This window comes from Armatimonadota bacterium, from assembly GCA_025059775.1.
Lineage (GTDB): Bacteria > Sysuimicrobiota > Sysuimicrobiia > Sysuimicrobiales > Sysuimicrobiaceae > Sysuimicrobium.
In genome coordinates this window covers 110496-136558 of the sequence record JANXCW010000002.1, presented here as the reverse complement: position 1 = coordinate 136558, position 26063 = coordinate 110496, and the positions used below count along the sequence as shown (strand labels likewise).

23 protein-coding genes, 1 tRNA gene and 1 pseudogene are annotated in these 26063 nt (G+C 67.9%); 20 read left to right on the top strand and 5 right to left on the bottom strand.

Annotated elements, in window-relative coordinates; genetic code table 11:
- Positions 1 to 21: 21 nt before the first annotated feature.
- The 13 genes from alaS (at position 22) to N0A24_02040 (ending at position 12041) form a co-directional block, all read left to right on the top strand.
- Positions 22 to 2718 carry an alanine--tRNA ligase gene (gene alaS, locus N0A24_02100; GenBank protein MCS7172197.1) on the top strand — a complete coding sequence of 899 codons (2697 nt, stop codon included), beginning with the start codon at positions 22 to 24 and terminating at the stop codon, positions 2716 to 2718.
- A complete protein-coding gene (gene ruvX / locus N0A24_02095; GenBank protein MCS7172196.1) occupies positions 2715 to 3143 on the top strand; it encodes a Holliday junction resolvase RuvX in 429 nt (142 codons plus the stop codon). Before alaS ends, ruvX begins: the two co-directional genes overlap by 4 nt.
- A gap of 20 nt (positions 3144 to 3163) precedes the next feature.
- The gene (locus N0A24_02090) at positions 3164 to 3520 is read left to right on the top strand and encodes a DUF1292 domain-containing protein (protein MCS7172195.1); all 357 of its coding nucleotides are present in this window, start codon (positions 3164 to 3166) and stop codon (positions 3518 to 3520) included.
- Positions 3517 to 4509: an endolytic transglycosylase MltG gene (mltG, locus tag N0A24_02085; GenBank protein MCS7172194.1), complete on the top strand. Its 993-nt coding sequence runs from the start codon at positions 3517 to 3519 to the stop codon at positions 4507 to 4509. The genes N0A24_02090 and mltG overlap by 4 nt, the downstream gene beginning before the upstream one ends.
- A gap of 552 nt (positions 4510 to 5061) precedes the next feature.
- Positions 5062 to 5433: a hypothetical protein gene (locus N0A24_02080; GenBank protein MCS7172193.1), complete on the top strand. Its 372-nt coding sequence runs from the start codon at positions 5062 to 5064 to the stop codon at positions 5431 to 5433.
- 5 nt (positions 5434 to 5438) lie between these two features.
- Positions 5439 to 6320 (top strand): lytic transglycosylase domain-containing protein, encoded by an 882-nt coding sequence (locus N0A24_02075; protein ID MCS7172192.1) that lies wholly within the window; start codon positions 5439 to 5441, stop codon positions 6318 to 6320.
- Positions 6320 to 7453: an ABC transporter substrate-binding protein gene (locus N0A24_02070; GenBank protein MCS7172191.1), complete on the top strand. Its 1134-nt coding sequence runs from the start codon at positions 6320 to 6322 to the stop codon at positions 7451 to 7453. The genes N0A24_02075 and N0A24_02070 overlap by 1 nt, the downstream gene beginning before the upstream one ends.
- Complete coding sequence (locus N0A24_02065) at positions 7450 to 8499, top strand: TAXI family TRAP transporter solute-binding subunit (protein ID MCS7172190.1); 1050 nt, start codon at positions 7450 to 7452, stop codon at positions 8497 to 8499. Before N0A24_02070 ends, N0A24_02065 begins: the two co-directional genes overlap by 4 nt.
- A 25-nt stretch (positions 8500 to 8524) precedes the next feature.
- Positions 8525 to 9313 (top strand): hypothetical protein, encoded by a 789-nt coding sequence (locus N0A24_02060; protein ID MCS7172189.1) that lies wholly within the window; start codon positions 8525 to 8527, stop codon positions 9311 to 9313.
- 6 nt (positions 9314 to 9319) lie between these two features.
- The gene (locus tag N0A24_02055; protein MCS7172188.1) at positions 9320 to 10099 is read left to right on the top strand and encodes a hypothetical protein; all 780 of its coding nucleotides are present in this window, start codon (positions 9320 to 9322) and stop codon (positions 10097 to 10099) included.
- 3 nt (positions 10100 to 10102) lie between these two features.
- Complete coding sequence (locus N0A24_02050; GenBank protein MCS7172187.1) at positions 10103 to 10927, top strand: hypothetical protein; 825 nt, start codon at positions 10103 to 10105, stop codon at positions 10925 to 10927.
- On the top strand, positions 10924 to 11673 hold the full coding sequence (locus tag N0A24_02045; protein MCS7172186.1) for a sigma-70 family RNA polymerase sigma factor: 750 nt from the start codon (positions 10924 to 10926) through the stop codon (positions 11671 to 11673). The genes N0A24_02050 and N0A24_02045 overlap by 4 nt, the downstream gene beginning before the upstream one ends.
- 11 nt (positions 11674 to 11684) lie before the next feature.
- Positions 11685 to 12041: a roadblock/LC7 domain-containing protein gene (locus tag N0A24_02040; protein ID MCS7172185.1), complete on the top strand. Its 357-nt coding sequence runs from the start codon at positions 11685 to 11687 to the stop codon at positions 12039 to 12041.
- 2 nt (positions 12042 to 12043) lie between these two features.
- On the opposite strand, the gene gspE is transcribed toward N0A24_02040, so the two are convergent.
- Positions 12044 to 13702 (bottom strand): type II secretion system ATPase GspE, encoded by a 1659-nt coding sequence (gene gspE / locus N0A24_02035; protein MCS7172184.1) that lies wholly within the window; start codon positions 13700 to 13702, stop codon positions 12044 to 12046.
- 396 nt (positions 13703 to 14098) lie between these two features.
- A pseudogene (locus N0A24_02030) lies at positions 14099 to 14350 on the bottom strand (tetratricopeptide repeat protein).
- 232 nt (positions 14351 to 14582) lie between these two features.
- Here N0A24_02030 and N0A24_02025 point away from each other — a divergent pair.
- From N0A24_02025 to N0A24_02015, 3 genes are read left to right on the top strand one after another with little or no spacing between them, the layout of a single operon-like run.
- Positions 14583 to 16124, top strand: coding sequence for an AAA family ATPase (locus N0A24_02025; protein MCS7172183.1), 1542 nt, complete (start codon positions 14583 to 14585; stop codon positions 16122 to 16124).
- A gap of 16 nt (positions 16125 to 16140) precedes the next feature.
- On the top strand, positions 16141 to 17298 hold the full coding sequence (locus N0A24_02020; protein MCS7172182.1) for a type IV pilus twitching motility protein PilT: 1158 nt from the start codon (positions 16141 to 16143) through the stop codon (positions 17296 to 17298).
- Between the two features lie 15 nt (positions 17299 to 17313).
- Positions 17314 to 18531: a type II secretion system F family protein gene (locus N0A24_02015; GenBank protein ID MCS7172181.1), complete on the top strand. Its 1218-nt coding sequence runs from the start codon at positions 17314 to 17316 to the stop codon at positions 18529 to 18531.
- Here the strand turns inward: N0A24_02015 and N0A24_02010 are convergent.
- Positions 18528 to 19157, bottom strand: a complete 630-nt coding sequence (locus N0A24_02010; protein MCS7172180.1) for a hypothetical protein — start codon at positions 19155 to 19157, stop codon at positions 18528 to 18530. The genes N0A24_02015 and N0A24_02010 overlap by 4 nt on opposite strands.
- Before the next feature lie 36 nt (positions 19158 to 19193).
- Between N0A24_02010 and N0A24_02005 the strand changes: the two genes are divergently transcribed.
- The 3 genes from N0A24_02005 (at position 19194) to N0A24_01995 (ending at position 21545) form a co-directional block, all read left to right on the top strand.
- Positions 19194 to 19270, top strand: a tRNA-Pro gene (locus N0A24_02005).
- A 52-nt stretch (positions 19271 to 19322) separates the two neighbouring features.
- Complete coding sequence (locus tag N0A24_02000) at positions 19323 to 20315, top strand: zinc-dependent alcohol dehydrogenase family protein (GenBank protein ID MCS7172179.1); 993 nt, start codon at positions 19323 to 19325, stop codon at positions 20313 to 20315.
- A gap of 69 nt (positions 20316 to 20384) precedes the next feature.
- Positions 20385 to 21545 carry a VLRF1 family aeRF1-type release factor gene (locus tag N0A24_01995; GenBank protein MCS7172178.1) on the top strand — a complete coding sequence of 387 codons (1161 nt, stop codon included), beginning with the start codon at positions 20385 to 20387 and terminating at the stop codon, positions 21543 to 21545.
- Here N0A24_01995 and N0A24_01990 read toward each other — a convergent pair.
- Positions 21533 to 22534 carry a CapA family protein gene (locus N0A24_01990; GenBank protein ID MCS7172177.1) on the bottom strand — a complete coding sequence of 334 codons (1002 nt, stop codon included), beginning with the start codon at positions 22532 to 22534 and terminating at the stop codon, positions 21533 to 21535. The genes N0A24_01995 and N0A24_01990 overlap by 13 nt on opposite strands.
- Before the next feature lie 88 nt (positions 22535 to 22622).
- Here N0A24_01990 and ppdK point away from each other — a divergent pair, with 88 nt between their 5' ends.
- Entirely contained in the window at positions 22623 to 25271 is a 2649-nt protein-coding gene (gene ppdK, locus N0A24_01985; protein MCS7172176.1) for a pyruvate, phosphate dikinase, read from the top strand.
- Positions 25272 to 25281: 10 nt separating this feature from the next.
- On the opposite strand, the gene N0A24_01980 is transcribed toward ppdK, so the two are convergent.
- A complete protein-coding gene (locus N0A24_01980; GenBank protein MCS7172175.1) occupies positions 25282 to 26043 on the bottom strand; it encodes a ZIP family metal transporter in 762 nt (253 codons plus the stop codon).
- Positions 26044 to 26063 lie beyond the last annotated feature (20 nt).

Here is a 26063-nt window from a genome sequence, read left to right as displayed (position 1 = left end):
ATATGGGAGAGAGGTGAACGCGTGGTGCGTTGGACGTCCAAGGAGATCCGGGAGTCCTTCCTCCGGTTTTTCGAGGAGCGGGGACATATGCGGGTCCCCAGCATGTCCCTGATTCCCGAAGATCCCACCCTGCTGTTCACGAACTCGGGCATGGTGCAGTTCAAGGATGTGTTCCTGGGCACGGGCACCCGTCCCTACCGGCGGGCCGTGGACGTGCAGAAGTGCATGCGGGTCTCGGGTAAGCACAACGACCTGGAGGACGTAGGTCGTGACGGGTACCATCACACCTTCTTCGAGATGCTGGGGAACTGGTCCTTCGGGGACTACTACAAGGCGGAGGCCATCGCGTGGGCGTGGGAGCTGCTGACGGAGGTGTGGGGGATCCCCCGGGAGCGGCTGTGGGCCACCTGCTTCGAGGACGAACTGGGGGAGATTCCCCGGGACGAGGAGGCCGCGGAGATCTGGCTGCGCCAGCCCGGATTCGATCCCGGTCATCTTCTCTTCTTCGGCCGGAAGGAGAACTTCTGGGAGATGGCGGAGGTCGGCCCCTGCGGTCCCGACAGTGAGATCCACATCGACCGGGGCCCGGAGTTCTGCGATAAGCGGAACGTGCCGGGCCATGTGTGCCGGGTGAACGGGGATTGCGAGCGGTTTTTGGAGCTGTGGAACCTGGTGTTCATCCAGTACAACCGGACGGGGCCTACCACCCTGGAGCCCCTGCCGTCCAAGCATGTGGATACGGGCATGGGGCTGGAGCGCATCGTGAGCGTCCTGCAGGGGGGGAGGGACAACTACGATACGGATCTCTTCCTGCCCCTCATCCGGAGAACACAGGAACTGGTAGGGCATTCAGACGCGGAGCGGGAGGCCCGCCTGGTGGCATACCGGGTCATCGCGGACCACGCCCGGGCGGCAGCCTTCCTCATCGCGGACGGGGTGGTGCCTGGCAACGAGGGCCGCAACTACGTGCTGCGCATGATTCTGCGACGGGCGGCCCGATTCGGCCGCACCCTGGGCTTGGACCGCCCCTTCCTCGCGGAGGTGGCGGAAGTGGTGGTGCGGGAGATGGGGGAGGTGTACCCGGAGCTGCGGACGCACGGGAGGTTCATCCGGGAGGTGATCACCCGCGAGGAGGAGCGGTTCGCCCAGACCCTGGATGCGGGGATGGCGCGGCTGGAGGAGATCCTGGCCCAGGCCAAGGCCGAGGGTCGGCGGATTCTCGCGGGAGAGGAGGTCTTCCGCCTCTACGACACCTACGGCTTCCCCCGGGAGATGACCCAGGACATCGCACGGGAGCACGGGCTCGAGATCGATTGGGCGGGTTTCGAGCTATCCATGGCGGAGCAACGGGAACGGGCCCGGGCCCAGGCTCCCTTCCGGGCCGTGGAGCATCCACTCGCGGGGCTGTCCCGCACAGGGGTGCGGACGGAGTTCGTGGGATATCGCCGGCTGCGGGCCCGGGGCCGGGTGGTGGCCCTCGTCCGGGACGGGAAGCCCGTGCAAGAGGTGCGGGAGGGTGAGGAAGCGGAGGTGGTCCTCGACCGGACCCCCTTCTACGCGGAGGCGGGAGGGCAGGTGGGAGATAGGGGACAGCTGCGGTGGCGGGACGGGTACTTCGAGGTCCGGGACACGCAGCGGCCCACGGAGGGCCTCACCGCGCACCGGGGCGTGGTGGTCCGGGGGACACTACGGATGGGTCAGCGGGTGGAGGCCGTGGTAGATGAGGAGCGACGCAGGGACACCATGCGCCACCACACCGCCACGCACCTCCTGCACAGGGCGCTGCGGGAGATCCTCGGGGAGCACGCCCGGCAGGCGGGTTCCCTGGTGGCTCCGGATCGCCTCCGGTTCGATTTCCTGCACCTTCAGCCCCTCAGCCGGGAGCAGCTGCGGGCCATCGAGGATCGGGTGAACGAGCACATCCTGAAGGCGATCCCGGTCCGTGTCCGCTACCTCCCGTACGAAGAGGCCATCCGGCGGGGTGCGGTGGCGCTCTTCGGAGAGAAGTACGGGGATGTGGTGCGCATGGTCTCCATCGGGGACTACAGCCGGGAGCTTTGCGGTGGAACCCATGTGCGGAATACCGGGGAGATCGGGACCTTCTGGATCACCCAGGAGGTGGGCGTGGCCGCGGGAGTCCGGCGCATCGAGGCGGTGTGCGGCCGCGCGGCCATGGCGTGGCAGCGGCGCAGACTGGAGGTTCTGGAAGACCTGGCCGCTCAGCTACGGGCTTCCCCGGAGGAGCTCCGGGCCCGCGTGGAGCGCCTGCAGGCGCGCGTCCGAGAGCTGGAGCGGACCCTGCAGACTTGGCAGCGGCAGCGGGTTGCCGAAGACCTGGATCGGATCGTAGCTTCCGCCCAGGAGGTGGAGGGGGTCCGGGTGGCCGTGGCCCGCCTGGATGGCCTCCCGCACGAGGCCCTGCGGGCGGTGGGGGATCGGTTACGGGAGCGCCTCCAAAGCGGGGTGATCGTACTCGGAGGTGTGGATGCGGATCGGGTGGTTCTGGTGGCCATGGTGACCCAGGACTTGGTGCACCGCGTGCGGGCTCCAGAGGTGATCCGTCCCGTGGCCGAGCGGGTGGGCGGTTCCGGAGGGGGTCGACCGGAACTCGCCCAGGCTGGGGGCCGGGATCCCTCGCGGCTGGATGAGGCGCTGGGGTGGGTTCCGGAAGTTGTCCGTGGCCTCCTTCGGGAAGCCACCCCCGTAGGGGATCCGTGAGGGGACGGGTGCTCGCTGTAGACCTCGGAGCCCGGAGGGTGGGGCTGGCGGTGAGTGACCCCACCGGAACCATCGCACAGCCCTTCCGGACCCTCCCGCGTCGGAGCACCCGAGAGATCCTGGACGCCATCGCGGAGGTGGTGGTGCGGTTGGGTGTTTCCCGCGTTGTGGTGGGGCTCCCCCGGAACATGGACGGGACAGAGGGAAGGATGGCGCGGGCCGCCCGCCGGTTCGGGGAAGCCCTGGCCCGTCGGACTCGGGTCCCGGTGGTGTTCTGGGACGAGCGGCTCACCACCGTGGCCGCGGAGCACGTGCTCCGCGGCCACGCTCCCACCCGCCGCCGGGAGCTGCGGGATGGGGTGGCCGCCGCCCTTATCCTGGAAGGGTATCTGCGTCGTTCCGGGTCAGGCCTTGCAACTCCCTAGTTAAGAAGGAGGGGATTTCCGTGCCGAAGCGGGAGGAATACGAGGTCATCACCCTCACGGATGAGGAAGGAAACGAGCAGGAATACACGGTGTTGGAGTACGTGGAGGTAGACGGGCAGGAATACGTGGTGGTGGCTCCCGCCGGGGAGGAGGACCATAGTCCTGCCCGCATCCTCCGCGTGGAGGACGACCAGACCCTCGTCCCTGTGGAGGACGAGGACGAGTTCAACCGGGTGGTGGAGCACCTGGAGGAGGACGTGGAGATCGAGTTCGAGGACTACGAGGAGGAGCCCGAGGAGGAAGAAGAGGACTTCCCCCTCGACGACGAGGAGGAAGAGGAGTTCGACTTCGAGGACGAGGACGAAGACGAAGAGTGATCAGAGCCGGACACGTGGTGCTGCTCCTCGGGCTGGCGGTGGCGGGTGGAGGGGGAGCCGCGTGGTGGGGCGGCCGTCCGGTGGGCACCGGACCCGCACAGCGGGTGGAAATTCCTGGGGGGGCGAGTGCTGGTGAGATCGCCCGGATCCTGAAGCGGCGAGGGCTGGTTCGCAGCGCGGTGGTGTTTTCCCTGTACAGTCGTGTGCTGGGCTTTCACCACCGTCTGCGGGCGGGCGAGTACGAGATCTCCCCGCGGGAGAGCGTGGAACAGATCCTCCGTCGGATGTGGATGGGGGACGTGGTGCGGCACCGGTTGACCCTCCCGGAGGGGGTCACCGCGCAGGAGATCGCCCGGCGGATCGAGCGGGCGGGGCTGGGGCGGGCGGACCGGTTCCTGGCCCTCGTCCAGCAGCCCGGACGGTTCTGGATCCCCCAAATGCGGGGGAATCGCTCGGGCTCCCTGGAAGGCTACCTGTTCCCGGACACCTACCTTCTCCCCCGCGGCCTTCCGGAGGAGGAGGTGGTGCGGATCCTGGTGGCACGGTTCGAGGAGGTTACCCGGACGCTTTTCGCTCGCCCTCTCCCCCTCAGGCTTTCCCCCCACGAGGTGGTTACCGTGGCCTCCATGGTGGAGCGTGAGGCCAGGGTCCCGTGGGAACGTGCACGGATCGCGGGCGTGATCTACAACCGGCTTCGGGCGGGAATGCCCCTTCAGATCGATGCCTCCGTGCTGTACGCCCTGGGCACGCACCGCCCGGTGGTCCGCACGCAGGATCTAGAGGTGGACTCGCCCTACAACACGTACCGGACGAAAGGACTCCCCCCTGGCCCCATCGCCAACCCGGGCCTGGCGGCCCTGCGGGCCGCGGTGGAGCCGGAGCACCACGGGTACTACTATTACGTGGCCCAAGGGGATGGGACACACCTCTTCAGCCGGACCTTCGCAGAGCACCTTCAGGCCATTCGGCGCGCGAGGAACGGCCGGTGATCCGATGGATCACACCGCGGCAGGTGGTGCGCCGGATTACGGAGGTCGAGCCCGCGGAGCTGGCTGCCCTGGGGATCCGGGGGCTGATCCTCGACCTAGATAACACCCTCCTTTCCCCCTCTGAGGAGGACCCCCCGGAGGAGGTGATGCGGTGGCTAGAGGACCTCCACCGGACGGGGCTCCGGGTCGTGCTGGTCTCCAACGCCCCTCCCTCCCGGGTCCGACGGATCTGCAAGCGGCTCGGATTTCCCGCGGTGGGCGGGTTCCCCAAGCCAAACCCCATCCGCCTGCGGAGGGCCATGGGGCTCCTGGGGACGACTCCCCCGCAGACCGCGGCCATCGGCGACCAGCTGTTCACGGATATCCTTCCCGCCAACCTCCTGGGCCTCTACACCATCCTGGTAGACCCCATCCACCCCCGGGAGTTCTTCACCACCCGCCTACTCCGATGGGTGGAGAGGGTCGTGGGGCGGGGTCGGATGGCCTCTGGGATGCAAGGCAGGAATCCTCCCCTGGAGGGCGAACAAGGAAAGAAACCCTCTCGGGGAGACCATGGCGCTGAGAGAGATCCTCCGGGAGATGGTGACCAACGTGGAGGGTGGTGCCTGCGCGGCGGTCATCCGCCTGGACGGGGAGGTCGTAGATCTTCACTCCGTGGACGGAACCCTGTCGGTGGGCCGTGCGGGTCCGGACCTCGGCGTTCTGACCAAATTGAGTGCCTACCTGGTGCGAAAGGTGAACGGAGGCCCCTTGGAGTACTGTGTGATTTCGGGGGAGAAGGCGGTGCTGGTGGTCAGCGCGGTGGAGATCGATTACGCCTTGGTCATCGTCCTTCGCCAGGGTGGGAACCTCGGCAAGGCTCGCCTTCTGATGAAGAAATACCTGGATCGGGTGGCCTCGCATCTCCGTTCCAGCGTTCCATGAGGGGTGTGGCCGTCCTCCTGGTTGGGGCAGTGGCAACGCACGCGCACGCCGCTGATCTCGAATGGGCCCGGGGGGTTTCCTGGTACCGGGCGGGCCGCTACGGGGATGCAGTAGGTGCCTTCTTCGGGGTGGTGCGGCGGCATCCCGGAGACGGACTCGCTTGGACGTGGCTCGGGGCGAGTGCCTACCAGGCGGGTAGGTTCCGGGTGGCCCAACGGGCCCTGGAACGGGCGGTTCGGCTGCGGCCCCGGGATCCCGTGGCCCTCCTGTGGCTCGGCTACGCCCGTGCGGCCTTGGGAGACCACAGGGGGGCGCAGGGCCTTTTCCAACGGGTGATCCAGTTGGCCCCCGCGAGCCCGGCGGTCCGGTATGCCCTCTGGGGGGTGCGGGCAGGTCGGGCGTGGGATCCATCCCGCTATGCCGCCGTGGATCCCCGCACGTATGCCTGGATGGCCCGGAGCTACAACCCCCGTCTTTCCCCGGAGGAGGCCCTTCGCATCGGGACGGCCCTTGTAGGGTATGCCCGCGGCTTCAACGTGGATCCCCGCCTGGTGGCCGCCGTGATCGCGGTGGAGTCGGGCTTCAATCCCAGGGCCGTCTCCCGGGCGGGGGCTCTGGGATTAGGGCAGCTGATGCCGGAAACCGCTCGCGCGGTGGGGGTCCTGCGTCCGTTCGATCCGGTGGAGAACGTGTACGGAACGGTACGGGTTCTGCGGGGCCATCTGGAGCGCTATGGGTACCACAACCTTCCGCTGGCCCTGGCCGCGTACAACGCGGGCCGGGGTGCGGTGGCCTTCCACGGAGGAATCCCCCCGTACAGCGAGACCCAGTGGTACGTCTATAACGTGCTCTCCCTGTACCGCCGCATCCTGGACGGAGCGCCGTGATGGCCATCCCACGGGCAACCTCCCGCTTCCTCTTCCTCTGGATTCCCCTGGTGGGGTTGCTGCTCGCCTGCCAGGGCGCCCAAGGCCCCGCGGGGGTGGAGGTCGCCGCCATCCTCCCCCTCACCAGCGGGGTGGCGGAGGCGGCCTTGAGCGCCCAACGCGGGGCGGCGCTCGCCGTGGAGGAGGTCAACGCGGAGGGCCGGATCCGGATAGAACTTCGCATCTCGGATGACCACGGCTCCTTCGAGCGGGCGGGGGCGCTCTTCGCGGAGGCGGCGGCATCGCCCCGGATCGCCGCGGTCATCGGGGGATTCACGGACACCGTGGCCATCGCCCTCTCTCCCGCCGCCATCCGTGCCCAGGTCCCCCTGATCAGCCCCGGCGCCACGGGCGAGATTCCCTTTGCGGGAAACTTCTTCTTCCGCACCGCTCTGCCCGCGGCCCTTCAGGGGCGGGCCCTGGCCGCCTTCGCCCGCCGCAGCGGGCTCCGACGGGTGGCCGTCCTGCACGACACCACCGAGTATGGCTCCTCCGTGGCCAATTCCTTCGTGGAGGCTTTCCTGGGCCCGGGAGGAGGCTCGGTGACGGGACAGCGGAGGTTCCAGGACGGCACCCGGGATTTCCGTCCCTTCCTTCAGGCCATCCGGTCGGAGAACGCGCAGGCGGTGCTCTTCGCGGGCTACCCGGACGAGGGGAGGGTCTTCCTCGCCCAGGTCGTGGAGACGGGCCCCAAACTCCCGGTGCTCTCTCCAGACGCCTTTGCGAACCCGGAGGTGGTAACCGCCCTGGGGAAGAACGCGGAAGGCCTCGTGGTTGCCTCCGCCTTCTTTCCGGAGAGCACCATTCCCGCGGTGCGGAGTTTCGTGCGGGCCTATCGGGAGAAGTATGGCGTAAACCCGGATGCCTTCGCCGCGCAGGCGTACGACGCGGTCAAGGTGCTCGCCTTCGCCCTCAAGCAGGTCCGGATCCCGCCTACGGGCCCGCTTGACCGAAGTAGGGTCCGCGATGCCCTGGCCCACGTACGGGACTACCCGGGGGTCACGGGCACGCTCCGCTTCGACCAGTCCGGGAATGCGGCCCGGGAGGCCATGGTCCTGCGGGTAGAGGGTTCCCGGTTTATGGTGGTGCCGTGAGATCCGGTTGGGGATTTGGGGATGTGGTATGGAAGACCCGTGAGGCCAAAGGGGGGATGCCCTTGCGCGGAATCCGGTTCGTCATGGTGCTGGTTTTCAGCGCAGTCCTCGGCATAACAGGGGCAGGTGCGCAGCCCCGCCGGTTGCTGAACATCGCCACGGGTGGGACCGCCGGCGTGTACTTTCCCCTCGGGAGCGCCCTGGCACGCATGTGGACAGAGCGGGTTCCAGGGGTTCAGGCCACGGCGCAGGCGACGGGGGCCTCCGTGGCCAACATCCGGCTCATCAGCCGGGGAGACGTGGAGGTGGCCTTCGCCCAGAACGACATCGTGTACTACGCCTACAACGGCATTGAGATGTTCAGCCGGGACCCGCAAACGCGCCTGCGGGGATTGGCCATGCTGTACCCGGAGACCATCCAAGTGGTCACCCTGCAGGGCAAGGGAATCCGCTCCATCGAGGATCTGGCGGGAAAGCGGGTAGCCGTCGGGGCTCCGGGCAGCGGGACAGAGGTGAATGCCCGCCAGATCCTCCGGGCCTACGACATCGGGTATGCCCAGACCCGCCACATCCACGGGCTGGTGAAAACCGTGACCGCGGAGTTCCTGAGCTTCGCGGAGGCCGCGGATCAGTTGAAGGACGGGGTGATCGATGCCGCCTTCCTCACCGCGGGAATCCCCACCGCGGCGGTCCAGGACATCGCCGCGGTCCGCGACATCCGGATCCTCCCCATCCCCGCCCCGGTCCTGGCCCGCCTCCGAGAGCGTTACCCGTACTACACGCCGCAGACCATTCCCCCCAACACATACCGGGGACATGCGGAAGCGGTTCCCACCGCGGCCGTGATGGCCATGCTCATCACCCGGGCGGATCTGCCCGAAGACCTCGTCTACGAGCTCACCAGGGCCCTGTGGGAGAACGTGGCGGTCCTTCATCAGGCCCACGCCCGGGGACGGGACATCCGACCGGAGACGGCTCGTCAGGGAATGCCCATCCCCATGCATGCGGGAGCCCTGCGGTACTACCGAGAGCGGGGGATCCGGTAGACTCCGGGGTCCGGGAGAGGGGGCCATGATCTCCGACGATGTACGGCAGGGGGAAGAACAGCTGGGGAACCTCTTGGTCGAGGGATTGGAGGCCCCGCCCCTCTACCGCGATCTCGCCACTGCGTACACGGACCTGGAAGGCCTGTTGCGGTTTCTGCGGCACCGGTCCTTCAGTGGGGTGGTGGCGGTCCGGTGGCCACAGGGGGCCTATTACCTGCTTGTGTTCCGGGGTACGGTTCGCTATGCCCGGACGCCCTTGGGAGCGCACACGGATCCGGAGCAGGCTACAGCCCTCCTCGCTCGGGAGGCGGAACACCCGGACGGCGTCATCTCCGTGCATCCCCTCCCGGAAGAGCTCTTTCCCGAGGCGTGGATCGAATCCCAGCCGGTGCCTTCGGAACCTGTACCAGAAGCCTCCCCGCAGCTCGAACGGAGAGCGCCGGAGGTGGAGGCTTCCGAAGCCGAGCCACCTTTGCCCGAGCCCACTCCCGGCCCGGATGCGGAAGATGTCCGTGTCTGGACGAAGATGCTGGAAGGCTTATACCAGCGCTATCAGAGGCTTGTGGGCCCCGGCCCAGCCCGCCAGCTGGAGAGGGAGATCCAGGCGGTTCTCGCGGGCTGCGGAGGGGTCTTTGTGGAGGGCCGGCTGCAGGGCCCCGTGGAGGTTCAGGTCCTGAAGGCTGCGGTCGCACGCTGCGCGGAGATCGTCCGGAAAGTGGCCGGCCAGGCGTTCCTGGTACGGACGGCGCAGGGCCTGCTCCGGGAGCTGGGAGTGGCCGAAGTGGATCTACTCGGGCAGCTCATGGGATCCTGAGGGGCCATGCGTCGGTTCTACTCCCTGGCGGCAGCCATCGCGGTCCTGTTCCTGCTCGCCGCGTGGGCCGTGCTGGAGCGTCCCGTGGGAACCGCGGCCCGGGAATGGCAGGCCCTTCGGGTCCACGTGGCCCTCGTGCTGTTTCCTTTTCTCGCAGCCCTCTCGGCCCTCGGGGTCGCCCGGGCCTACCGCCCCCAGGAGCGGGAACGGCGGGTCTGGCTGGGGCTTAGTGGCGCCTTCCTTCTCTGGACCCTGGGACGCGCGGCCTTTGCCTTCCATCACTACCGGGGGACGGGAGGGCCGACCCCCGAGGTCGATGCGTTCACCGGGGCGTTTTTCCTCGTGGTCCTGGCTGCGGTGGGGGAGGAGGTGCGGAGGATCCGGGAACTGGGTCTGCTGAGGGGGTCGCAGCTCGCTTTCCTGGCCGTGGTGGGATTTGCGGTGCTCGCCCTGGGGAGCGCTGCCTTTCTCCGGCCCGTGCTGAGCCACAGCCCGCTGACGGCGCGGGATCTTCTGGGCCTCCTCTTTACATTCCTTGCCGTCCTCCTCGTGCCCCTCGGCCTTGCGCCCGCGGTCGCCTTCCTGGGAGGGATGTGGGGTTATGCCTGGGTCCTCTTCTCCGGTGGGATGTTGTGTCTCGCGGTGGGCCTCATGTGGCTGGTGAACGCGGTGTTCTACGGGACCTGGTTCGAGGGACACCCCGGCAACCTCCTGGAGATGGCGGGGTTCGCCCTCGTGGCGACCGGGGGAATCTGGCACAAGACCACCCTGCGGGCGGAAGGGTGAACCATGCTGGAGCGAATCCCCGCGGGCCGGACGGTGGAACGGCGGCTCCTTCCGTCGGCCCTGGAGCTGCAGGAGCTGCTCGCGACCCTGCGCGCACAAGCCTTCCACGGAGTGGTGCGCCTGCGGGGACCGGATTGGGAGGCGGCCCTCCCGGTGGAGGCGGGGGATTCCTCCTCGGCTCTGTTCGAGGGGGGAAGCACCCTGGTGCAGGGGCAGGAGGCCACCCGGAAGATCCTCCGGCTTCTGGAGGAGGGAAGCGCGGAAGCGGAGGTGGGAGAACTCCCTCCGTCCGTGGTCTCCATCCTCCGACGGGTGGCGGAGGCCCGCCTCATCCACCGGGACCTCTCCACGGAGTTCATCCGGCTGGCCTCCCTGCGGGATCGCCTCCTGCAGGAGGGATTCCGGGGGGTGGTGACGGTACGAGGGACAGGGTGGTGGGTGTTTCTGCTCCTTCCCGCTTCCCAGGCCCTGTACTACGACCGGGAGGCGACGAGCGAGCGGGACCAGGCCGGGCTGATCTCCGAGATCGCGCATCTGCCCGCGGAAATAGACGTCTGGCAAGCTTCCGAGGAGAGCGGCCGCACGTGGACCTCCTTCCGGGGAGATGAGGTGTTCATCGCGGCTCCTGGCCTTCCCCCCGCACAGGTCTTGGAGGCCCTGGGCCCCCTGGCGGTGCGGATCCTCGAACACCTGGACGGAACCCGGGATCTCCACCGATTGGCTCAGGAATTGGCCGAGCCCCCGAACGAGGTGGAACGAATCTTGCTCCAGCTCCAGCGGCGGAAGTGGGTGTACCGGTTCATCCGGCGCAAGCGGACGGGGGCATGAAGGAGGAAGAGGTCGAGGCGCTGCTGCGGGAGTACCTGCGGTCCCGGGATCCCATGGTCCAGGCCCGGCTGAGCGCGTGGTTCGGGCCCATGGTGCGCCGCATCGCGTCCCAGTTCCGCGGGCAAGGGGAGCCCTTGGAGGACCTGGTGCAGGTGGGATACCTGGGGCTCCTGCAGGCCCTGAATCGGTACGATCCGGAAAGAGGGGTTCCTTTCAAGACGTACGCCGCGGCCCTGGTGGCCGGGGAGATTCGGCACTACCTTCGGGATCACGGCCGCCTCATCCGGCTCCCCCGATGGCTGGGCGCGGTGCTCCGGGAGGTGGATCGGGCCGTGGACGCCTTCTGGACCACCCACAGCCGGGCCCCCACCGTGGAGGAGCTGGCGCGGAGTCTAAACGTGACTCCGGAAGGGGTGGATCGGATCCTGCGCCTGCGGGCCATGCGAACGCCGATTCCCCTGGAGCCGGAGGAGATCCAGCGGTTGCGGGCCTCCCTACGCCATCAGTGGTACGAGAGCTTCCAGCTGCCCATCGAGGATCGCATCACGGTACTGGCAGCCCTGGAGCGGCTGCGGGAAGTGGAGCGGAAGGTGATCTATGCCCTGTTCTACCTGGACCTGACGGAGACGGAGACCGCCCGGTGGCTTCAGATGTCCCAGCGGCGGATCTCCCGGATCCTGCACCGGGCCCTCGATCGGCTGAGCGCGCTCGTGCGCTCGGAGATGCCTAGCGAGGACAAATCCTAGGGAGGGGGAAGATGACGGATCTGCGCAACATTCTGGCCGAGCTTGCCCGGGTGGACGGTGTGGCCGCCGCCCTGGTGGTGGGAAGGGATGGGTTCCTGATCGGAGGGGTGAGCGCGGAGGAAGATCTGGATCTGGAGGCGGTGGGGGCGGTGACCGCGAGTGCGCTCGGGGCCTCGGAGATCCTGTCCGCGGACCTCCGGCGGGGGCAGCTGGTAAGCCTGATGCTGGAGTACGAGGGAGGGGTTATCGTGGTGGCGCCCGTGGGAGGGGAGGCGATGCTGGTAGTGGTCACCACCGGTTCAGCCACCCTGGGGCGGGTTCGGCTGGAACTCCGGAAGCGCCGCCCGGCTGTGATCGAGGCGCTGTAGCCCTACACCTCCGTGCTGTACACCACCCGGAGGATCTCCTCCACGGTGCTGAGCCCCTCCAGCACCTTCTGGAGGCCGTCTTCCCGCATGGCGCGCATGCCCTCTGCGCGGGCCGCCTCCCGGACCTCCGTGGAAGGAGCACGGGTCAGGACCAGGGACCGGATCCGGTCACTCACCACCAATAGCTCGAACACCCCCACCCGCCCCTTGTACCCCGTGTGGCGGCATGCCTCACAGCCCGCTCCCCGGTACAGGACCACCTCCTCCTCCACCTCCGCCAGGTCCTCGCTCAAACGGCGGATGGCTTCCCCGGGAGCCCGGTAGGCCTCCTTACACCGGGAGCAGATCTTCCGGGCCAGCCGCTGCGCCATCACCCCGATGACGGAGGAGGCCACCAGGTACGGCTCGATGCCCATGTCCAGCAGGCGCGTAAAGGCGCTGGCCGCGTCGTTGGTGTGGAGGGTGCTGAACACGAGATGGCCCGTGAGGGCCGCCTGCACCGCCAGCTCCGCGGTCTCCCGGTCCCGGATCTCTCCCACCATGATGATGTCCGGGTCCTGGCGGAGGATGGATCGGAGGGCGGTGGCGAAGGTGAGCCCGGCTTTGGGATTCACCTGTACTTGGTTGATGCGGGGGAGCTGGTACTCCACCGGATCCTCAATGGTGACGATGTTCTTCTCCAGGGTGTTGATCTTCGTGAGGGTGGCGTAGAGGGTGGTGGTCTTCCCGCTCCCGGTGGGGCCCGTGATGAGGAGCATGCCGTAGGGCTTGGTGGCCAGGCGCTCCCAGGTCTCCTGCACGTCGCTGGCCATGCCCAGCTGCCCCAACTGGATGAGGGTGCTGGATTGATCCAGGATCCGCATCACCACCTTCTCCCCGAACATGGTGGGGAGCGTGGAGACCCGCAGGTCGATCTCCCGACCGTCTACCCGCAGGTGGATGCGGCCGTCCTGTGGTCGGCGCCGTTCCGCGATGTCCAGATTGGCCATGATCTTGATCCGGGAGACCAGGGCGGCTTTGAGATTCTTGGGGGGGCTCAGGACATCGTGGAGGACTCCGTCGATCCGGTAGCGCACGTGGATCCCATGCCGGTAGGGCTCAATGTGGATGTCCGAAGCGCCCTCCCGGATGGCTTGGTCGAGGATGAGGTTGACCAGCTTCACCACGGGCGCTTCGTCCACCATCTGGCGGAGCCGGTCCAGGCTGATCTCCTCCTCGACCGGTGCTTCCGGGCCTACCTCCACGTGCGCGGTCTGCTCCAGAAGCGAACCCAGCTGGTGGTGCTTGTGGATGGCCTGGAGCAGTTCCTCCTCCGTGGTGATCCGAGGCTCCACATCGAGCCCGGTGATGAGCCGCACGTCGTCCAAGGCCAGGAGGTTCAAGGGATCCACCAGGGCCACCAGCAGTTTGTCCCCGTTCCGGGCGTAGGGCAGCACCTTGTGCCGGATGCAGAGGTGGTGCGGAACCATCCGCGCCACCTCCGGGTCGATCCCCGCGGAGGAGAGGGCGACGTACGGGTAGTTCCACTGGATCCCGATGGCCTTCGCCAGGTCCTGTTCCGTGATGGCCCCCATGGAGATCAGGATGCGCCCCAGCTTCTCCCGGGTACGCTCGTGGATCGCCAGGGCCTGCTCCAGCTGCTCCTCCGTCACCAGCCCCATGCGGAGGAGGATGCGCCCCAGGGGTTCCCGTTTCCCCAGGGCAGGTCCCCCAGGGCGCGTGGGGGGGCGGTCCGCGGGACGGGTGGGACTGGGAGGGGTTGCAGAGAGCCGGGCCGGCAGAGCGGTCTCCAGCTCCTCTGCGGAGGCCGGGGAAGGGGCAGTGTCCTCGGCCCTCACCGCCTGGGCCTCTGGAGTGAAAGCGGGAGCCGGTCCCTCCGCCGGCTCCATGGCCGAAGCCAGCCCGCTCGCCCGCGGCACCACGCCATTCCCGTTCCCCTCCAGGGCCAGGGCCCGGGTCTCCACCTCCTGGGCGGCCTGCTCCATTCCCTCCCTTCGGTACAGTGCCCCAAGCGCCCGGAGGACACCCGCGGCCTCCCTCGTGGTTCCCGTCTTCAGATACAGCTCCGCGAGTTCCAGGTACACGGAAGGATCCTGGGGATCCAGCTCCAGCAGGTGCTTGTAGTCCCGGATGGCATCCAAAAGCCGGCCGTTCCGGAGATGCCGCGTGGCCTGGTGATACTGGAAGGCACACTCCAGTGTCCGGTTCCCCGGTGGGAGCCGGAGGAGGGTTTTGTAGGTCTGGATGGTAGGGCTCTCCCAGGCTTCCGGTCCGTCCCTTCGGGTGAGCGCGTCCTCCACCTTGGCCATATCGGTCTACCTTACCTGACTACTATAGCAAGATCCATGCCAGGATCCCAGGGCGTGCGCCTCCCGGGGTGTCCTCCCCAGGTTTCCCACGGACCCTCCTCAGTTTTGCCCACAGGGGGATTGCCGACAAGGAGGGGTCCAGTGGGGTATGCAGAACCCTTTGAGGGGGAAAAGCGAGCGGGAGTGGAACGGAATTTGCTTAACCCTCCAGGGGGACCCAGAGGGAGGGAACATGGACTTCGAAGCGGCGGAACTGGTTGTCCTGAGCGGGATGGTGGCGGATCGCCACCTCCTGACCCTGGCCCTCAACGAAGGGTTCAGTCCGGAGCTGCTGCGCCACCCCGTGATGCAGCGGTTGGCCCGCTCGCTCCTGGAGCTCTCCCTAACCCGTAGGGAGGCGCTGGATGCGGTCACCCTGACGGCGTACCTGCAGGACCGGGGGATGCTCACCCCGGAGGTGGAGAGGGCGGTGCAGGCCCTCTCCCAGACCCGTCCCCCCACCGCGGCCCAGCTGGTGGCCTATCTGGAGCTGCTGAAGAGCCAGGAGAGCCGCAGACGGTTGGAAGCTGTAGGACGGCGTATCCAGGAGTTCCTCGTGCGAAGTCCCGGGGCGGGGACTCACGAGGTCCTGCAGTTCACGGGGCAGGTGATCACAGAGCTCTTCGAGCTCCAAAAGCGGAGGCTGCGCAAGCGCCTGGTGCCCGTCAGCGAGCTGTTGCAGGACCTCGTGGAGCGCGTGCGGGATCCCCAGCGGGTAGGGATTCTGGGCTACTCCATCTCCCCCTTCGATCGGCTCAACCAGGTGCTGTCCGGCCTGCGCCCGGGGTTCTACTACGGACTGGCGGGTGCGCCTCGCCGGGGCAAGACGAACCTGGTGCTGCAATTGGCCAGTTACGTGGCCCGGAACCACCGGATCCCTGTCCTCTACTACAGCTGGGAGCAGACGGCCCAGGTGCTGGCCGCCCGCTTGCTGGCCAAGGAGCTCCTCGTGAACCCCACAGATCTCCTGAGCGGCAACCTGGACCGCACCCCCGCGCTCCTGACGTCTCTACGACGAGCAGAGGAGAACGTCTTCCAGTACGCCCCGTACTTCTACCTCATCGAGGCGGGCCGGAAGGATACCCTGGACCGGATCAAGATCCACGCCTACAACGTCATGCAGGAGCACGGCACGGACCAGGTTCTCATCTGCCTCGATTACCTCCAGAAGATCCCTCTTCCGCAGCCCATCGAAGACGACAAGGCCCGCACGGACCTCATCAGCAGCCAGCTGGCGGAGCTCAGCCTGGAGCTGCGGGCGCCCATCGTGGCCATCTCCCCCCTCGACAAGGAGGGATGCCGGCTCGATGAGAAGCCCGCGGAGGAGGAGGAACTCAGCAGCCCTTATGAGCGGCCCACCATGCACCACAGCGTGGGCTCCGGGGATCTGGAGTACGATCTGGATGTGGCCATGGTGCTGGTGAAGGACTGGAAGGCCACGCGGGAGCTGCGGGAGTACCTGGAATCCAAGGCGCGACAGGAGGGGATCGATCCGGACACCCTTCCGAAGATCGATATCCTCAACCTCTTCATCGACAAGAACCGGGATGCTCCGGAGGCGGAGGTGAACATCGTGCAGTTCGCCTTCTTCGTGACTCTGAACCGGTTCGTGGAGCTGGGCTTCAAGTTGGAGAAGGAGTACCGGGGCGACTACCGAGCCTTCTCCAAAATCGTGGAGATGTACAACGTGCTGCGAGAGGCAGGGCTCCTGCAGCCTCAGCCGGCCACTTTCTGATCCGGGAGGTAAGGAGATGGAGATCCACGAGCTGCTGCGGCACGCGGTGGACAACCAGGCTTCAGATCTCCACCTCACCGCGGGGGTTCCCCCCACCCTTCGCGTCTGGGGACGGCTGGTGCCCCTGGCGCACTACCCCGTTCTCACCCCGGAGGACACGTACCAGCTCGCCTACAGCATGATGAACGCGTTCCAGAAGCAGAAGTTCGAGCGGACCTGGGAGCTGGACCTCTCCTACGGGGTGAGCGGGTTGGGACGGTTCCGGGTCAACGTGTACCGGCAACGGGGAGCGGTGGGGGTGGCCATCCGGGTGATTCCCCACCAGATCCCCCGGATCGAGGACCTCAACCTACCCCCCGTCCTGGTGGAGCTCACCCGCCGGCCCAGGGGGCTCATCCTGGTCACAGGTCCCACGGGCCAGGGGAAGTCCACCACCCTGGCAGCGATGATCGACCGGATCAACGAGGAGCGTAGCTGCCACATCGTCACCATCGAGGATCCCATCGAGTACCTGCACGAGCACAAGCGGAGCATCGTGAACCAGCGGGAGCTTGGATTCGACACCCAATCCTTCCCGAACGCCCTGCGGGCCGTCCTCCGGGAGGACCCCAACGTGATCATGGTGGGGGAGATGCGGGATCTGGAGACCATCGCCCTTGCCCTCACCGCCGCGGAGACCGGGCACTTGGTGCTGGCCACTCTGCACACGGGAACCGCGGCGCAGTCCGTGGACCGGATCGTTGACGTCTTCCCCCCTCACCAACAACAGCAGATCCGGGTGCAGCTGGCAAATGTCCTAGAAGCCGTGATCAGCCAGCAGCTCCTGCCCAACCAGATGTTCCTGCGCCGGTACGGGAGTCCGGAGCGGCTCGCGGCGGCCCGGAGGGGGAGCGGGGTGCATACCGTGCCGCGGACGTGGCCCACCCTGGAGGAGGTAGGTCGGGTCCCCGCGGTGGAGGTGATGATCGCCACCCCCGCCATCCGCAACCTCATCCGGGAGGGCAAGACCCACCAGATCGACGCGGCCATCCAGACGGGACACCAGCATGGCATGCAGACCATGGACCAATCCCTGCGGGACCTGTACGAGCGGGGCCTCATCTCGTTCGAGGATGCCATCAGCCGGGCCATCCGACCCGATGAGCTGCGGAAGATGATCGTGGGGCATCGCTAGGAGGGAGGTGCGGCGGTGGCGGTCTTTCAGTACACGGCTCGGGATCAAATGGGCCGGGTGATCCAAGGAGTCCTGGAGGCGGAGAACGGAGCGCAAGTGGCGAGCCGGCTGCGGGAGATGGGCCTGTTCATCACCGCCATCGAGCCCGTGCGGGCGGGCCCCGGGGAGGCCCGTAGCCTGTGGGACCTCCTCCGGGGGATCAGCCTGCGGGAGCTGGCCCTTATGAGCCGGCAGTTCGCCACCATGGTGAACTCCGGCCTCTCCCTGGTGCGGGCCTTGGGGATTCTCGAGCAGCAGACCACCAATCCCAAGTTGCGGCGGATCCTGGCGCAGGTGCGGGCGGACGTAGAGCAGGGACGGGCCCTGGCGGACTCCCTGGCGAAGCACCCGCAGGCCTTCAGCTCCCTGTACGTGAACATGGTGCGGGCCGGGGAGGCGGGAGGGGTGCTGGACGACGTGCTGCAGCGCTTGTCCACCTTCCTGGAGAAGGAGTACGCCCTCCGACAGAAGATCAAGTCTGCCATGGTGTATCCCGCAATCCTGGCGGTGGTGGCCACCCTGGCCCTCCTCCTCATGACGGTGTTCATCATCCCGCAGTTCGTGGTGTTCTACCGGGAGCTGGACGTGGGAGACCTCCCCGTGCCCACCCAGATCCTCATGTGGGTGAGCCTGGTGATCCGCTCCTTCTGGTACGTCTGGATCCCCGCCCTGGCCGTGGCCATCTACGGATTCCTCCGGTGGATCCGGACCCCGGCGGGCAAGGCGTGGTGGGACCGGACGAAACTGCGTCTGCCCTTGTTCGGGCCCCTCGTGCAGAAGACCATCCTCGCCCGGTTTGCCCGGACCCTGGGAACCCTCCTGGGCGCGGGGGTTCCCCTGCTGCAGGCCTTCGAGGTGACGGGAAAGGCGGTGGACAACGCGGTGGTGGAGGAAGGCATCCAGAAGGTGCGGAGCAGCATCCGGGAAGGGGAGAGCATCGCGGTCCCCCTGTCCTCCATTCCGCTGTTCCCCCCCATGGTGGTACAGATGGTGCGGGTGGGAGAGGAGGCGGGAAATCTCGACGAGATGCTGGTGAAGGTGGCGGACTTCTACGACACGGAGGTGGAGGCCACGGTGGGAGCGTTGGCCAGTACCCTGGAGCCCGCCATGATCGTGTTCATGGGGGTCGTGGTGGGCGCCATGGTGGTTTCCCTGTACCTTCCCATCTTCAAGCTGGTGGCCCAGGCGGGTTAGCGGGAGGGACGGGGAAGCGTTGGGGGCGACGAACTCGGACGGGTGGGGGTCGGCTGCTGGAGAAGAACTTGCTGAAGCCAGGCGCGGTCCACGGCCACGATGACCCACCGACCGTGGGCATAATCGAGGAGGAGCTGAAGGGGAGGGGAGGAATCCACCACGGACATCCGGACCTTTCCCTCGGGGAGCGCCTCGAATCGCACGAAAGCGAGAACCGCGGCCGCGGCAACGGGAAGGCCGCCCCACCGGGGCAGGTGCACGGGGGCATCCGGGGCACCGAGGGCCACCCTGCGCACCAGTTCCCGGATCTCCTCCTCCACCCGTTTCTGGGCGAGAGGTCGGGCAAGGCCGAAGGCGGCCTGGAAGAACGGGCGGAGCAAGGGGGAAAGGGGATAGTGGGCAGGATCTCCCATGCGGCCGGCAACCCAGGTCTCCTCGAGCACGTCCACCACGGAGGCGGCGAGGGAGGGGAGATGGATCCATCGGAGCGCCGCCTCAGGATCCCCTGACCGGAGGGCGTGGGCGAGGCCGATCATATCGGGGTAGGGGCTCCTGCGCAGAGAGCCCATGCCCGCGAGGAGCACCAGGGCGATTCCTGCTAGGGCGATGGTACGCACCACCCGCATGCTGCAGCCTCCATGATATAATCCTCCTAGCCGCATCGGGCCGTGGCGCAGCCTGGGAGCGCACCTGAATGGGGTTCAGGAGGTCGCCGGTTCAAATCCGGCCGGCCCGACCAGATGCGGTCCTCTTCGTGCTCAGACCGCTTGCCCCCAGGAGCTGGGAAGACCATGCGGGCTATGGTTCTGCCGGATCTCCGCTCCCCCCTCCAGCTGGTGGAGCGGGAGATCCTCCTCCCTCTTAGGGGCCAGGTGCTCCTCCGGGTGCATGCGTGCGGAGTCTGTCGCACGGACCTTCACATCCTGCAGGGGGAACTCGCAAATCCCAGGCTCCCCCTCGTACTTGGACACCAGATCGTGGGGACCGTGGTGCAGGTAGGAGAAGGCGTGGGAGGGATTCAGGAGGGAGACCGGGTCGGGGTCCCCTGGCTGGGTTGGACCTGCGGGGAGTGCCGGTACTGCCGGCGGGGACAGGAGAACCTGTGCCCCCACGCGCGCTTCACCGGGTATCACCTGGACGGAGGGTATGCGGAGTACGTGGTGGCGGACGCCCGCTACTGCTTCCCGATTCCCGGGGCGTACCCGGATCTGGAGGCCGCCCCGCTGCTGTGCGCGGGGCTCATCGGCTACCGATGCCTCCGCATGACCGGGGACGCGGAGCGCCTGGGGATTTACGGGTTCGGAGCCGCCGCCCACATCCTGACCCAGGTGGCCCGATACCAGGGACGGCGGGTGTTCGCCTTCACGAGGCCTGGGGACCTCGATGCCCAGCGGTTTGCCTTGGAGCTGGGCGCGGTCTGGGCCGGGGATAGCACGCAGTCACCTCCGGAAGAGCTGGATGCCGCCATCCTCTTTGCCCCCGCAGGGGAGCTGGTGCCCCTGGCCCTCCGGGCCGTGGCTCCGGGCGGGGTGGTGGTGTGCGGCGGGATCCACATGACAGCTATCCCCTCGTTCCCCTATGAGCTCTTGTGGCGCGAGCGGGTGCTCCGGAGTGTGGCCAACCTCACCCGGCGTGACGGAGAGGAGTTCCTGCGCTTGGCCCCTCAGGTGCCCGTACGCACGGAGGTGCAGCCGTATCCCCTGGAGGAGGCCAACCGGGCCCTGGAGGATCTCCGCCTTGGCCGCATTCGCCGCGGGGCCGCGGTCCTCGTGGTGCGGACCTGAACGCTCTTGCGCACGGAGGGAACAGTGAAGATACTGTTCCGAGGCATGGTACGGCTTCGGAGGTGAGACATGCTCGAGGCTGGGGATCTGGAGAACCTCGTGAGCCTGTCCCGGCGGGACGTGCTCTCCATCTGCCTGGATGTGGATCCCACCAAGCCTGAAAACCAGCGGCCTGAGCCCGCCTGGCGCATCTGGGCGCGGCACGCCCTGCACGAGGTGGTGGAGCAGCTCCCCAGGGAGGAACGGCGGTCGGCCAAGGAGGTGGCCGACCGGATCGTCCAGTACCTTCGGGACAGCCGGCTGCAGGGACGAGGCCTCGCCCTCTTCGCGGCCTCGGATCTCTGGCGGGAGTACGTGCTTCCCGTGCCGCTTCTGAACCGGGTCCGCTACGGCCGGCCGGACGTGTGGCCCCTCCTGTGGGCCATGGACGAGTACGAGCCCCACGCCATCCTCATCGTGCACCGGGACCACGCACGGCTGCTCGTGGCCTACCTCGGATCCGCGAGCCTGATCGAGGAGGAGACCCTGGAACTGGATACCACCAGCTGGCGGTTCACCGCGGGGCGCCCCCCCACCTTTACCGGACGCCTAGGGACAGGGGCCACCCGGGGCGCCCAGCGGGACACCTTCGAGGCCCGGGTGGACGACCATCTGCGCCGGTTCTGGACGGGGGTGGCGGACGCGGCCGCGCGGTTCGTGGAGGAGCGGCGAATCGAACGGCTCCTCCTCGGTGGACCGGAGGAGGCGGCCTTCGCCGTCCGGGATCAGCTCCCCGAATCCGCAGCCCGGAAGGTGGTGGCGGTCGTGCCTCTCCCCTCGCCCCTTGAGGAATGGCCGCAGATCCGGGAGCGGGTCCTGGAGGTGGCGCGGCAGGCGGAGCGTCAGCGCGAGGCGGAGCGGGTTCAGGAGCTGGTGGATCGGAGCGGCCAGGGGAGAGGGGTTCTGGGACTGGCCTCCACCCTGGAGGCCCTCGTACGGCGGCAGGTGCAGCTGCTGGTGGTGGACCGGGAACTGGAGGCGGAGGTGGTGGAGTGCCCGGGCTGCGGATACGTAAGCGCCCGGCCCGCCGAGATCTGTCCCGTGTGTGGGGCGGTGATGATGCGCACCTGGCTCACGCAGGTGTTGCCCCTTCTTGCGCATCGCAACCACGCGGGAATCGAGCTCGTCAACCCGCAACCCATCCTGCGGTTGCACGGCGGCATCGGCGCCCTGCTCCGCTACCTCGCCTGAGATCCCGCCTCTGCCAGCAGGAGCTCCAGGCCGGCCGGAGTCTGCCGGAGGTGGGTGCCGAAGGCGGCGGAGAGGACCTTCATGCGCTGGCAGATGGCGGCGAACTCCTCCCCTTGGGCGAGCGTCACCCGGGCGTAGTGTAGCCGCACGGGAACGAGCTGCAGACGGCGGAGGGTGGTGGCATCGAATTCCACGAGGAACACAAAGGACCAGTCGTTGCGCAGTTCCGGGTCTACCGCGTAGTCGTCCAGGAAGTCCCCCGTGTCGTAGAGCACGAGCCGGCGGCCGAACCGTTCCACCCCCTGGAAGACGTGGGCGGAGTGCCCGTGCACCAGGTCCACACCCCGGCGGGTCACCTCCCGGGCGAAGGCCCGGAAGGGGGAGGGGGGGACGAGAACCATGTTGGGACCCCAGTGGAGGGAGAGCACCACGAGCTGCGCACCGGCCTGGCGGGCCCGGGCGATCCAGCCCTCCACGCGGCCCAGGGTGTCGGGGTCCGTCCGGATCTCCAGGTAGTTGGTGCCCGGCTCGTCCGGTCCTGCGGCGAAGGGGGGCTCGTTGTCCGTGGCGGAGAGAACGCCCACCCGGATCCCTCCCACCTCCATCAGGGCCGGGGCTTCCGCCTCCTCCCGGTTGCGGCCCGCGCCCGCATGCGCGATGCCCGCCTCGTCCAGGTACCGGAGGGTGTCCAGCAGACCCGGGACGTCGTAGTCCAGCACATGGTTGTTCGCGAGGCTCACGCACCGGATTCCCCCGGCCCGGAGGACCTCTACCGCCGCGGGATCTGCGCGGAAGTGGAAGACCTTGGGGGTCTTCCTCCACGGGCGGCGGTGCGTGGTGAGGGCACACTCCAGATTTGCAAGCACCGCATCCGCCGCCCGAAGCACGGGCAGCACATCTCCCCAAAACCACTCGGGGGACCGACGCGGGATCAGGACGTTGACCCCGCGGCCCAGCATCACGTCTCCCACGAGGGCCAGGGTCGGCATGGCCTGAAATTTTCCATTCGCCGTGGGATGCGCAATCCCCTGGGAGACGTGTAGGCTTTAGGAGGGAACAACCGTGTGGGGGTGCGGAATGGGCAGGAAGTGGGTTTACCGGTTTGAGGAAGGAGGCGAAGCCCTTCGGGATCTGCTGGGCGGTAAGGGCGCGGGCCTTGCGGAGATGACCCGAGCGGGTGTTCCGGTCCCTCCCGGGTTCGTGATCACCACGGAGGCCTGCAACGCATACTACGAGGCGGGCCGTCGGCTGCCGGAGGGACTGTGGGAACAGGTGCTGGAGGCCCTACGGGAGGTGGAGGCGCGCACGGGCAAACGTTTCGGGGATCCCAGCCAGCCGCTTTTGGTCTCCGTGCGCTCGGGAGCCAAGTTCAGCATGCCCGGGATGATGGACACGGTGCTGAACCTGGGCATGAACGACGAGGTGGCAGAGGGTCTCGGCCGTATCTCCGGGAATCCCCGCTTCGCCTACGACGCGTACCGGCGGTTTTTGCAGATGTTCGGCCGCATCGTCCTGGACGTGCCCGGCGAGGTCTTCGAGCGGGTGCTGGAGGCGTACAAGCACCGGGGGGAGGAGCCGCGTCAGGACACGGACCTCACCGCGGAGGAGCTCAGGGAGCTCTGCAGGCGGTTTCAGGAGCTCATCCGGGAGCACACGGGTCGGGAGGTGCCGCGGGATCCTTATGAGCAGCTGCGGCTCGCCATCGCCGCGGTGTTCGACTCCTGGATGGGCAAGCGTGCCGTGGACTACCGGCGGGTGCACCGGATCCCGGACACCCTGGGGACCGCGGTGAACGTACAGGCCATGGTGTTCGGGAATCTGGGCCCGCGGTCCGCTACGGGCGTGGCCTTCACCCGCAACCCCGTGACGGGGGAGAAGCATCTGTACGGGGAGTACCTCCCGCAGGCCCAGGGGGAGGATGTGGTGGCAGGCATCCGCACCCCGAAACCCATCGCGCAGCTGGCGGAGGAGATGCCGGAGGTGTACCGGGAGTTCGTGCGGGTGGCGGAACTCCTGGAGCGGCACTACCGGGACATGCAGGACGTGGAGTTCACCATCGAGAACGGCCGGCTGTGGATGCTGCAGACCCGGTCCGGCAAACGCACGGGAGCGGCCGCGGTGCGCATCGCGGTGGACATGGTCCGGGAGGGGCTCATCGACCGGAGAACCGCGGTTCTCCGGGTGGATCCGGAGCAGCTCGCCCAGCTCCTACACCCCACGGTGGACGAAGCCGCGCGCGCGATGGCCCATCGGGACGGGCGCTTCCTCGCCCGCGGACTTCCCGCCTCTCCAGGAGCCGCGAGCGGGCAGGTGGTGTTCGACCCAGACGAGGCGGAGCAGCGGGCGGCCCGGGGAGAGAAGGTGATCCTGGTGCGCACGGAGACCTCCCCAGAGGACTTCCACGGCATGGTGGCGGCGCGCGCGGTGCTTACCGCCCGGGGCGGAATGACCTCCCACGCCGCGGTGGTGGCCCGGGGCATGGGCAAGCCCTGCGTGGTGGGCGCGGAGGCCTTGGTGATCCATCCGGAAACCCGCGAGATGCGGGTCAACGGGAGGGTGGTCCGGGCCGGGGAGTGGATCACCGTGGACGGAGGAACGGGCGAGGTGTTCCTAGGGGAGCTCCCTACCCGGGAACCGGCCCTGACGGAGGAGTTCCGCACCTTCATGCAGTGGGTGGATGAGTTCCGCACCATGGGCGTCCGGGCCAACGCGGACACCCCCCAGGACGCCCGCCGGGCCCGGCAGTTCGGGGCGGAGGGAATCGGGCTGTGCCGCACGGAACACATGTTCTTCACCGGCGACCGCATCTACGCCATGCGGGAGATGATCATGGCCACCACCCCGGAGGAACGGCAGAGGGCCCTCGCGAAGATCGAGCCCCTTCAGCGGCAGGATTTCGTGGAGATCTTCCGGGCCATGGACGGATACCCGGTGGTGATCCGCACCCTGGACCCCCCCCTCCACGAGTTCCTGCCCCAGGAGGAGGAGGCCATCCGGGAGACCGCGGAGCGCATCGGGGTGTCCGTGGAGGCCCTTCGGCAGAAGGTCGCCGCCCTTCGGGAGTTCAACCCCATGATGGGCCTGCGGGGGTGCCGGCTGGGGATCCTCTATCCGGAGATCACGGAGATGCAGGCCCGGGCCATCTTCGAAGCCGCCGCCCTCTGCCAGGCGGAAGGGGTGCACGTGGAGCCGGAGGTGATGATTCCCCTCGTCTCGGACCTCAACGAGCTACGAGCCCAGGCGGAGATCGTGCACCGGGTGGCCCGGGAGGTGATGGAGCGTACGGGGCAGCAGATCCCCTACCGGGTGGGGACCATGATCGAGGTGCCCCGGGCGGCCTTGGTGGCGGACCAGATCGCGGAGGTGGCGGAGTTCTTCAGCTTCGGCACCAACGACCTCACCCAGTTCACCTTCGGGATGAGTCGGGACGACGCGGGCAGATTTCTGCCCCGCTATCTCGACCAGAAGATCCTCCCTGAGGATCCCTTCCAGGTGCTGGACCGGGAGGGAGTAGGGCAGCTGGTACAGATGGGGACCGAGCGGGGGCGTGGGGCCAGGCCGGATCTCGTGGTGGGGATCTGCGGGGAGCATGGGGGAGAGCCCAGCAGCGTCCGGTTCTGCTACACGGTGGGACTGGACTACGTCTCCTGCTCCCCCTACCGGGTACCCGTGGCCCGGCTCGCGGCGGCCCAGGCGGCCTTGGGGGAAGGGGTCCGGGACGTGTAACGCTGGCCCCTCAGGCCCGGAGGAGGGCCTGGAAAGCTACCATGGCCAGGGCCGTGAGGGTCACGGTGGTGGCCACGAGCCTCTGGGAGGCGTCCAGCAAGGCGTCCGGCAGGATCTCCGAGAGCACCATCCAGATCATGGCCCCTGCCGCGAACCCAAGCCCCGTGGGCAGGTGGGCCCGGAAGACCTCCACGAAGAGGTAGGCGGGAGGGGCAAGGAGGGGCTGGGGGAGGCTGCTGAAGATGCTCCACCCCGCGGCCTGCCAGACGGAAACCCCCCGGGGCACCAGCACCAGGCTGATGGCGAGGCCTTCCGGGATGTTGTGCACGGCGATGGCGAGGGCGATGAAGAGACCGAGTTCCTCCCCACCGCTGAAGGAGACGCCGATCCCGATCCCCTCCGTGAAGGAGTGCAGGGTCATCACGCCCACCACGAGGAGCGCCTTGCGGGCTTCCCCGCCGGACAGATTCCCCAGACGCAGGTCTTCCCGCCGCCGCAGGGCGTTCGAGCTCCAGGCGATGAAGCCGATGCCCACCAGGGCCCCCAAGAGCGTGCGCCCCAGGTGGTAGTGCGAACCTTCCTGGAGGAGCCCGAAGCTGGCGGCCAGCATGACCCCTGCAGCCGCCGCGTTGAAGGCCCCAAGCCAGGTGCGCGTGGCGTTCCGATAGACCAGGAAGGGGACGGCCCCGAACCCCGTGCACACCGCGGTTCCCAGGGCATACAGGAAGACCGATCCAAGGCCGCTGTGGGGCACGCTTCCCCGCTCCCGCACTAGGATAGGCGCGGGGTAGC

Bases quoted from the DNA above. Each gene is read 5' to 3' on its own strand.
- N0A24_02070 (MCS7172191.1), top strand. From the start codon at position 6,320: ATGGCCATCCCACGGGCAACCTCCCGCTTCCTCTTCCTCTGGATTCCC.
- N0A24_01995 (MCS7172178.1), top strand. From the start codon at position 20,385: ATGCTCGAGGCTGGGGATCTGGAGAACCTCGTGAGCCTGTCCCGGCGG.
- gspE (MCS7172184.1), bottom strand. From the start codon at position 13,702: ATGGGGCTGGTGACGGAGGAGCAGCTGGAGCAGGCCCTGGCGATCCAC.
- N0A24_02010 (MCS7172180.1), bottom strand. From the start codon at position 19,157: ATGCGGGTGGTGCGTACCATCGCCCTAGCAGGAATCGCCCTGGTGCTC.
- N0A24_02040 (MCS7172185.1), top strand. From the start codon at position 11,685: ATGACGGATCTGCGCAACATTCTGGCCGAGCTTGCCCGGGTGGACGGT.
- N0A24_02060 (MCS7172189.1), top strand. From the start codon at position 8,525: ATGATCTCCGACGATGTACGGCAGGGGGAAGAACAGCTGGGGAACCTC.
- N0A24_02025 (MCS7172183.1), top strand. From the start codon at position 14,583: ATGGACTTCGAAGCGGCGGAACTGGTTGTCCTGAGCGGGATGGTGGCG.
- N0A24_02045 (MCS7172186.1), top strand. From the start codon at position 10,924: ATGAAGGAGGAAGAGGTCGAGGCGCTGCTGCGGGAGTACCTGCGGTCC.
- N0A24_02050 (MCS7172187.1), top strand. From the start codon at position 10,103: ATGCTGGAGCGAATCCCCGCGGGCCGGACGGTGGAACGGCGGCTCCTT.
- N0A24_02055 (MCS7172188.1), top strand. From the start codon at position 9,320: ATGCGTCGGTTCTACTCCCTGGCGGCAGCCATCGCGGTCCTGTTCCTG.
- N0A24_01990 (MCS7172177.1), bottom strand. From the start codon at position 22,534: ATGCCGACCCTGGCCCTCGTGGGAGACGTGATGCTGGGCCGCGGGGTC.
- ppdK (MCS7172176.1), top strand. From the start codon at position 22,623: ATGGGCAGGAAGTGGGTTTACCGGTTTGAGGAAGGAGGCGAAGCCCTT.
- N0A24_02000 (MCS7172179.1), top strand. From the start codon at position 19,323: ATGCGGGCTATGGTTCTGCCGGATCTCCGCTCCCCCCTCCAGCTGGTG.
- N0A24_02020 (MCS7172182.1), top strand. From the start codon at position 16,141: ATGGAGATCCACGAGCTGCTGCGGCACGCGGTGGACAACCAGGCTTCA.
- N0A24_02080 (MCS7172193.1), top strand. From the start codon at position 5,062: ATGGCGCTGAGAGAGATCCTCCGGGAGATGGTGACCAACGTGGAGGGT.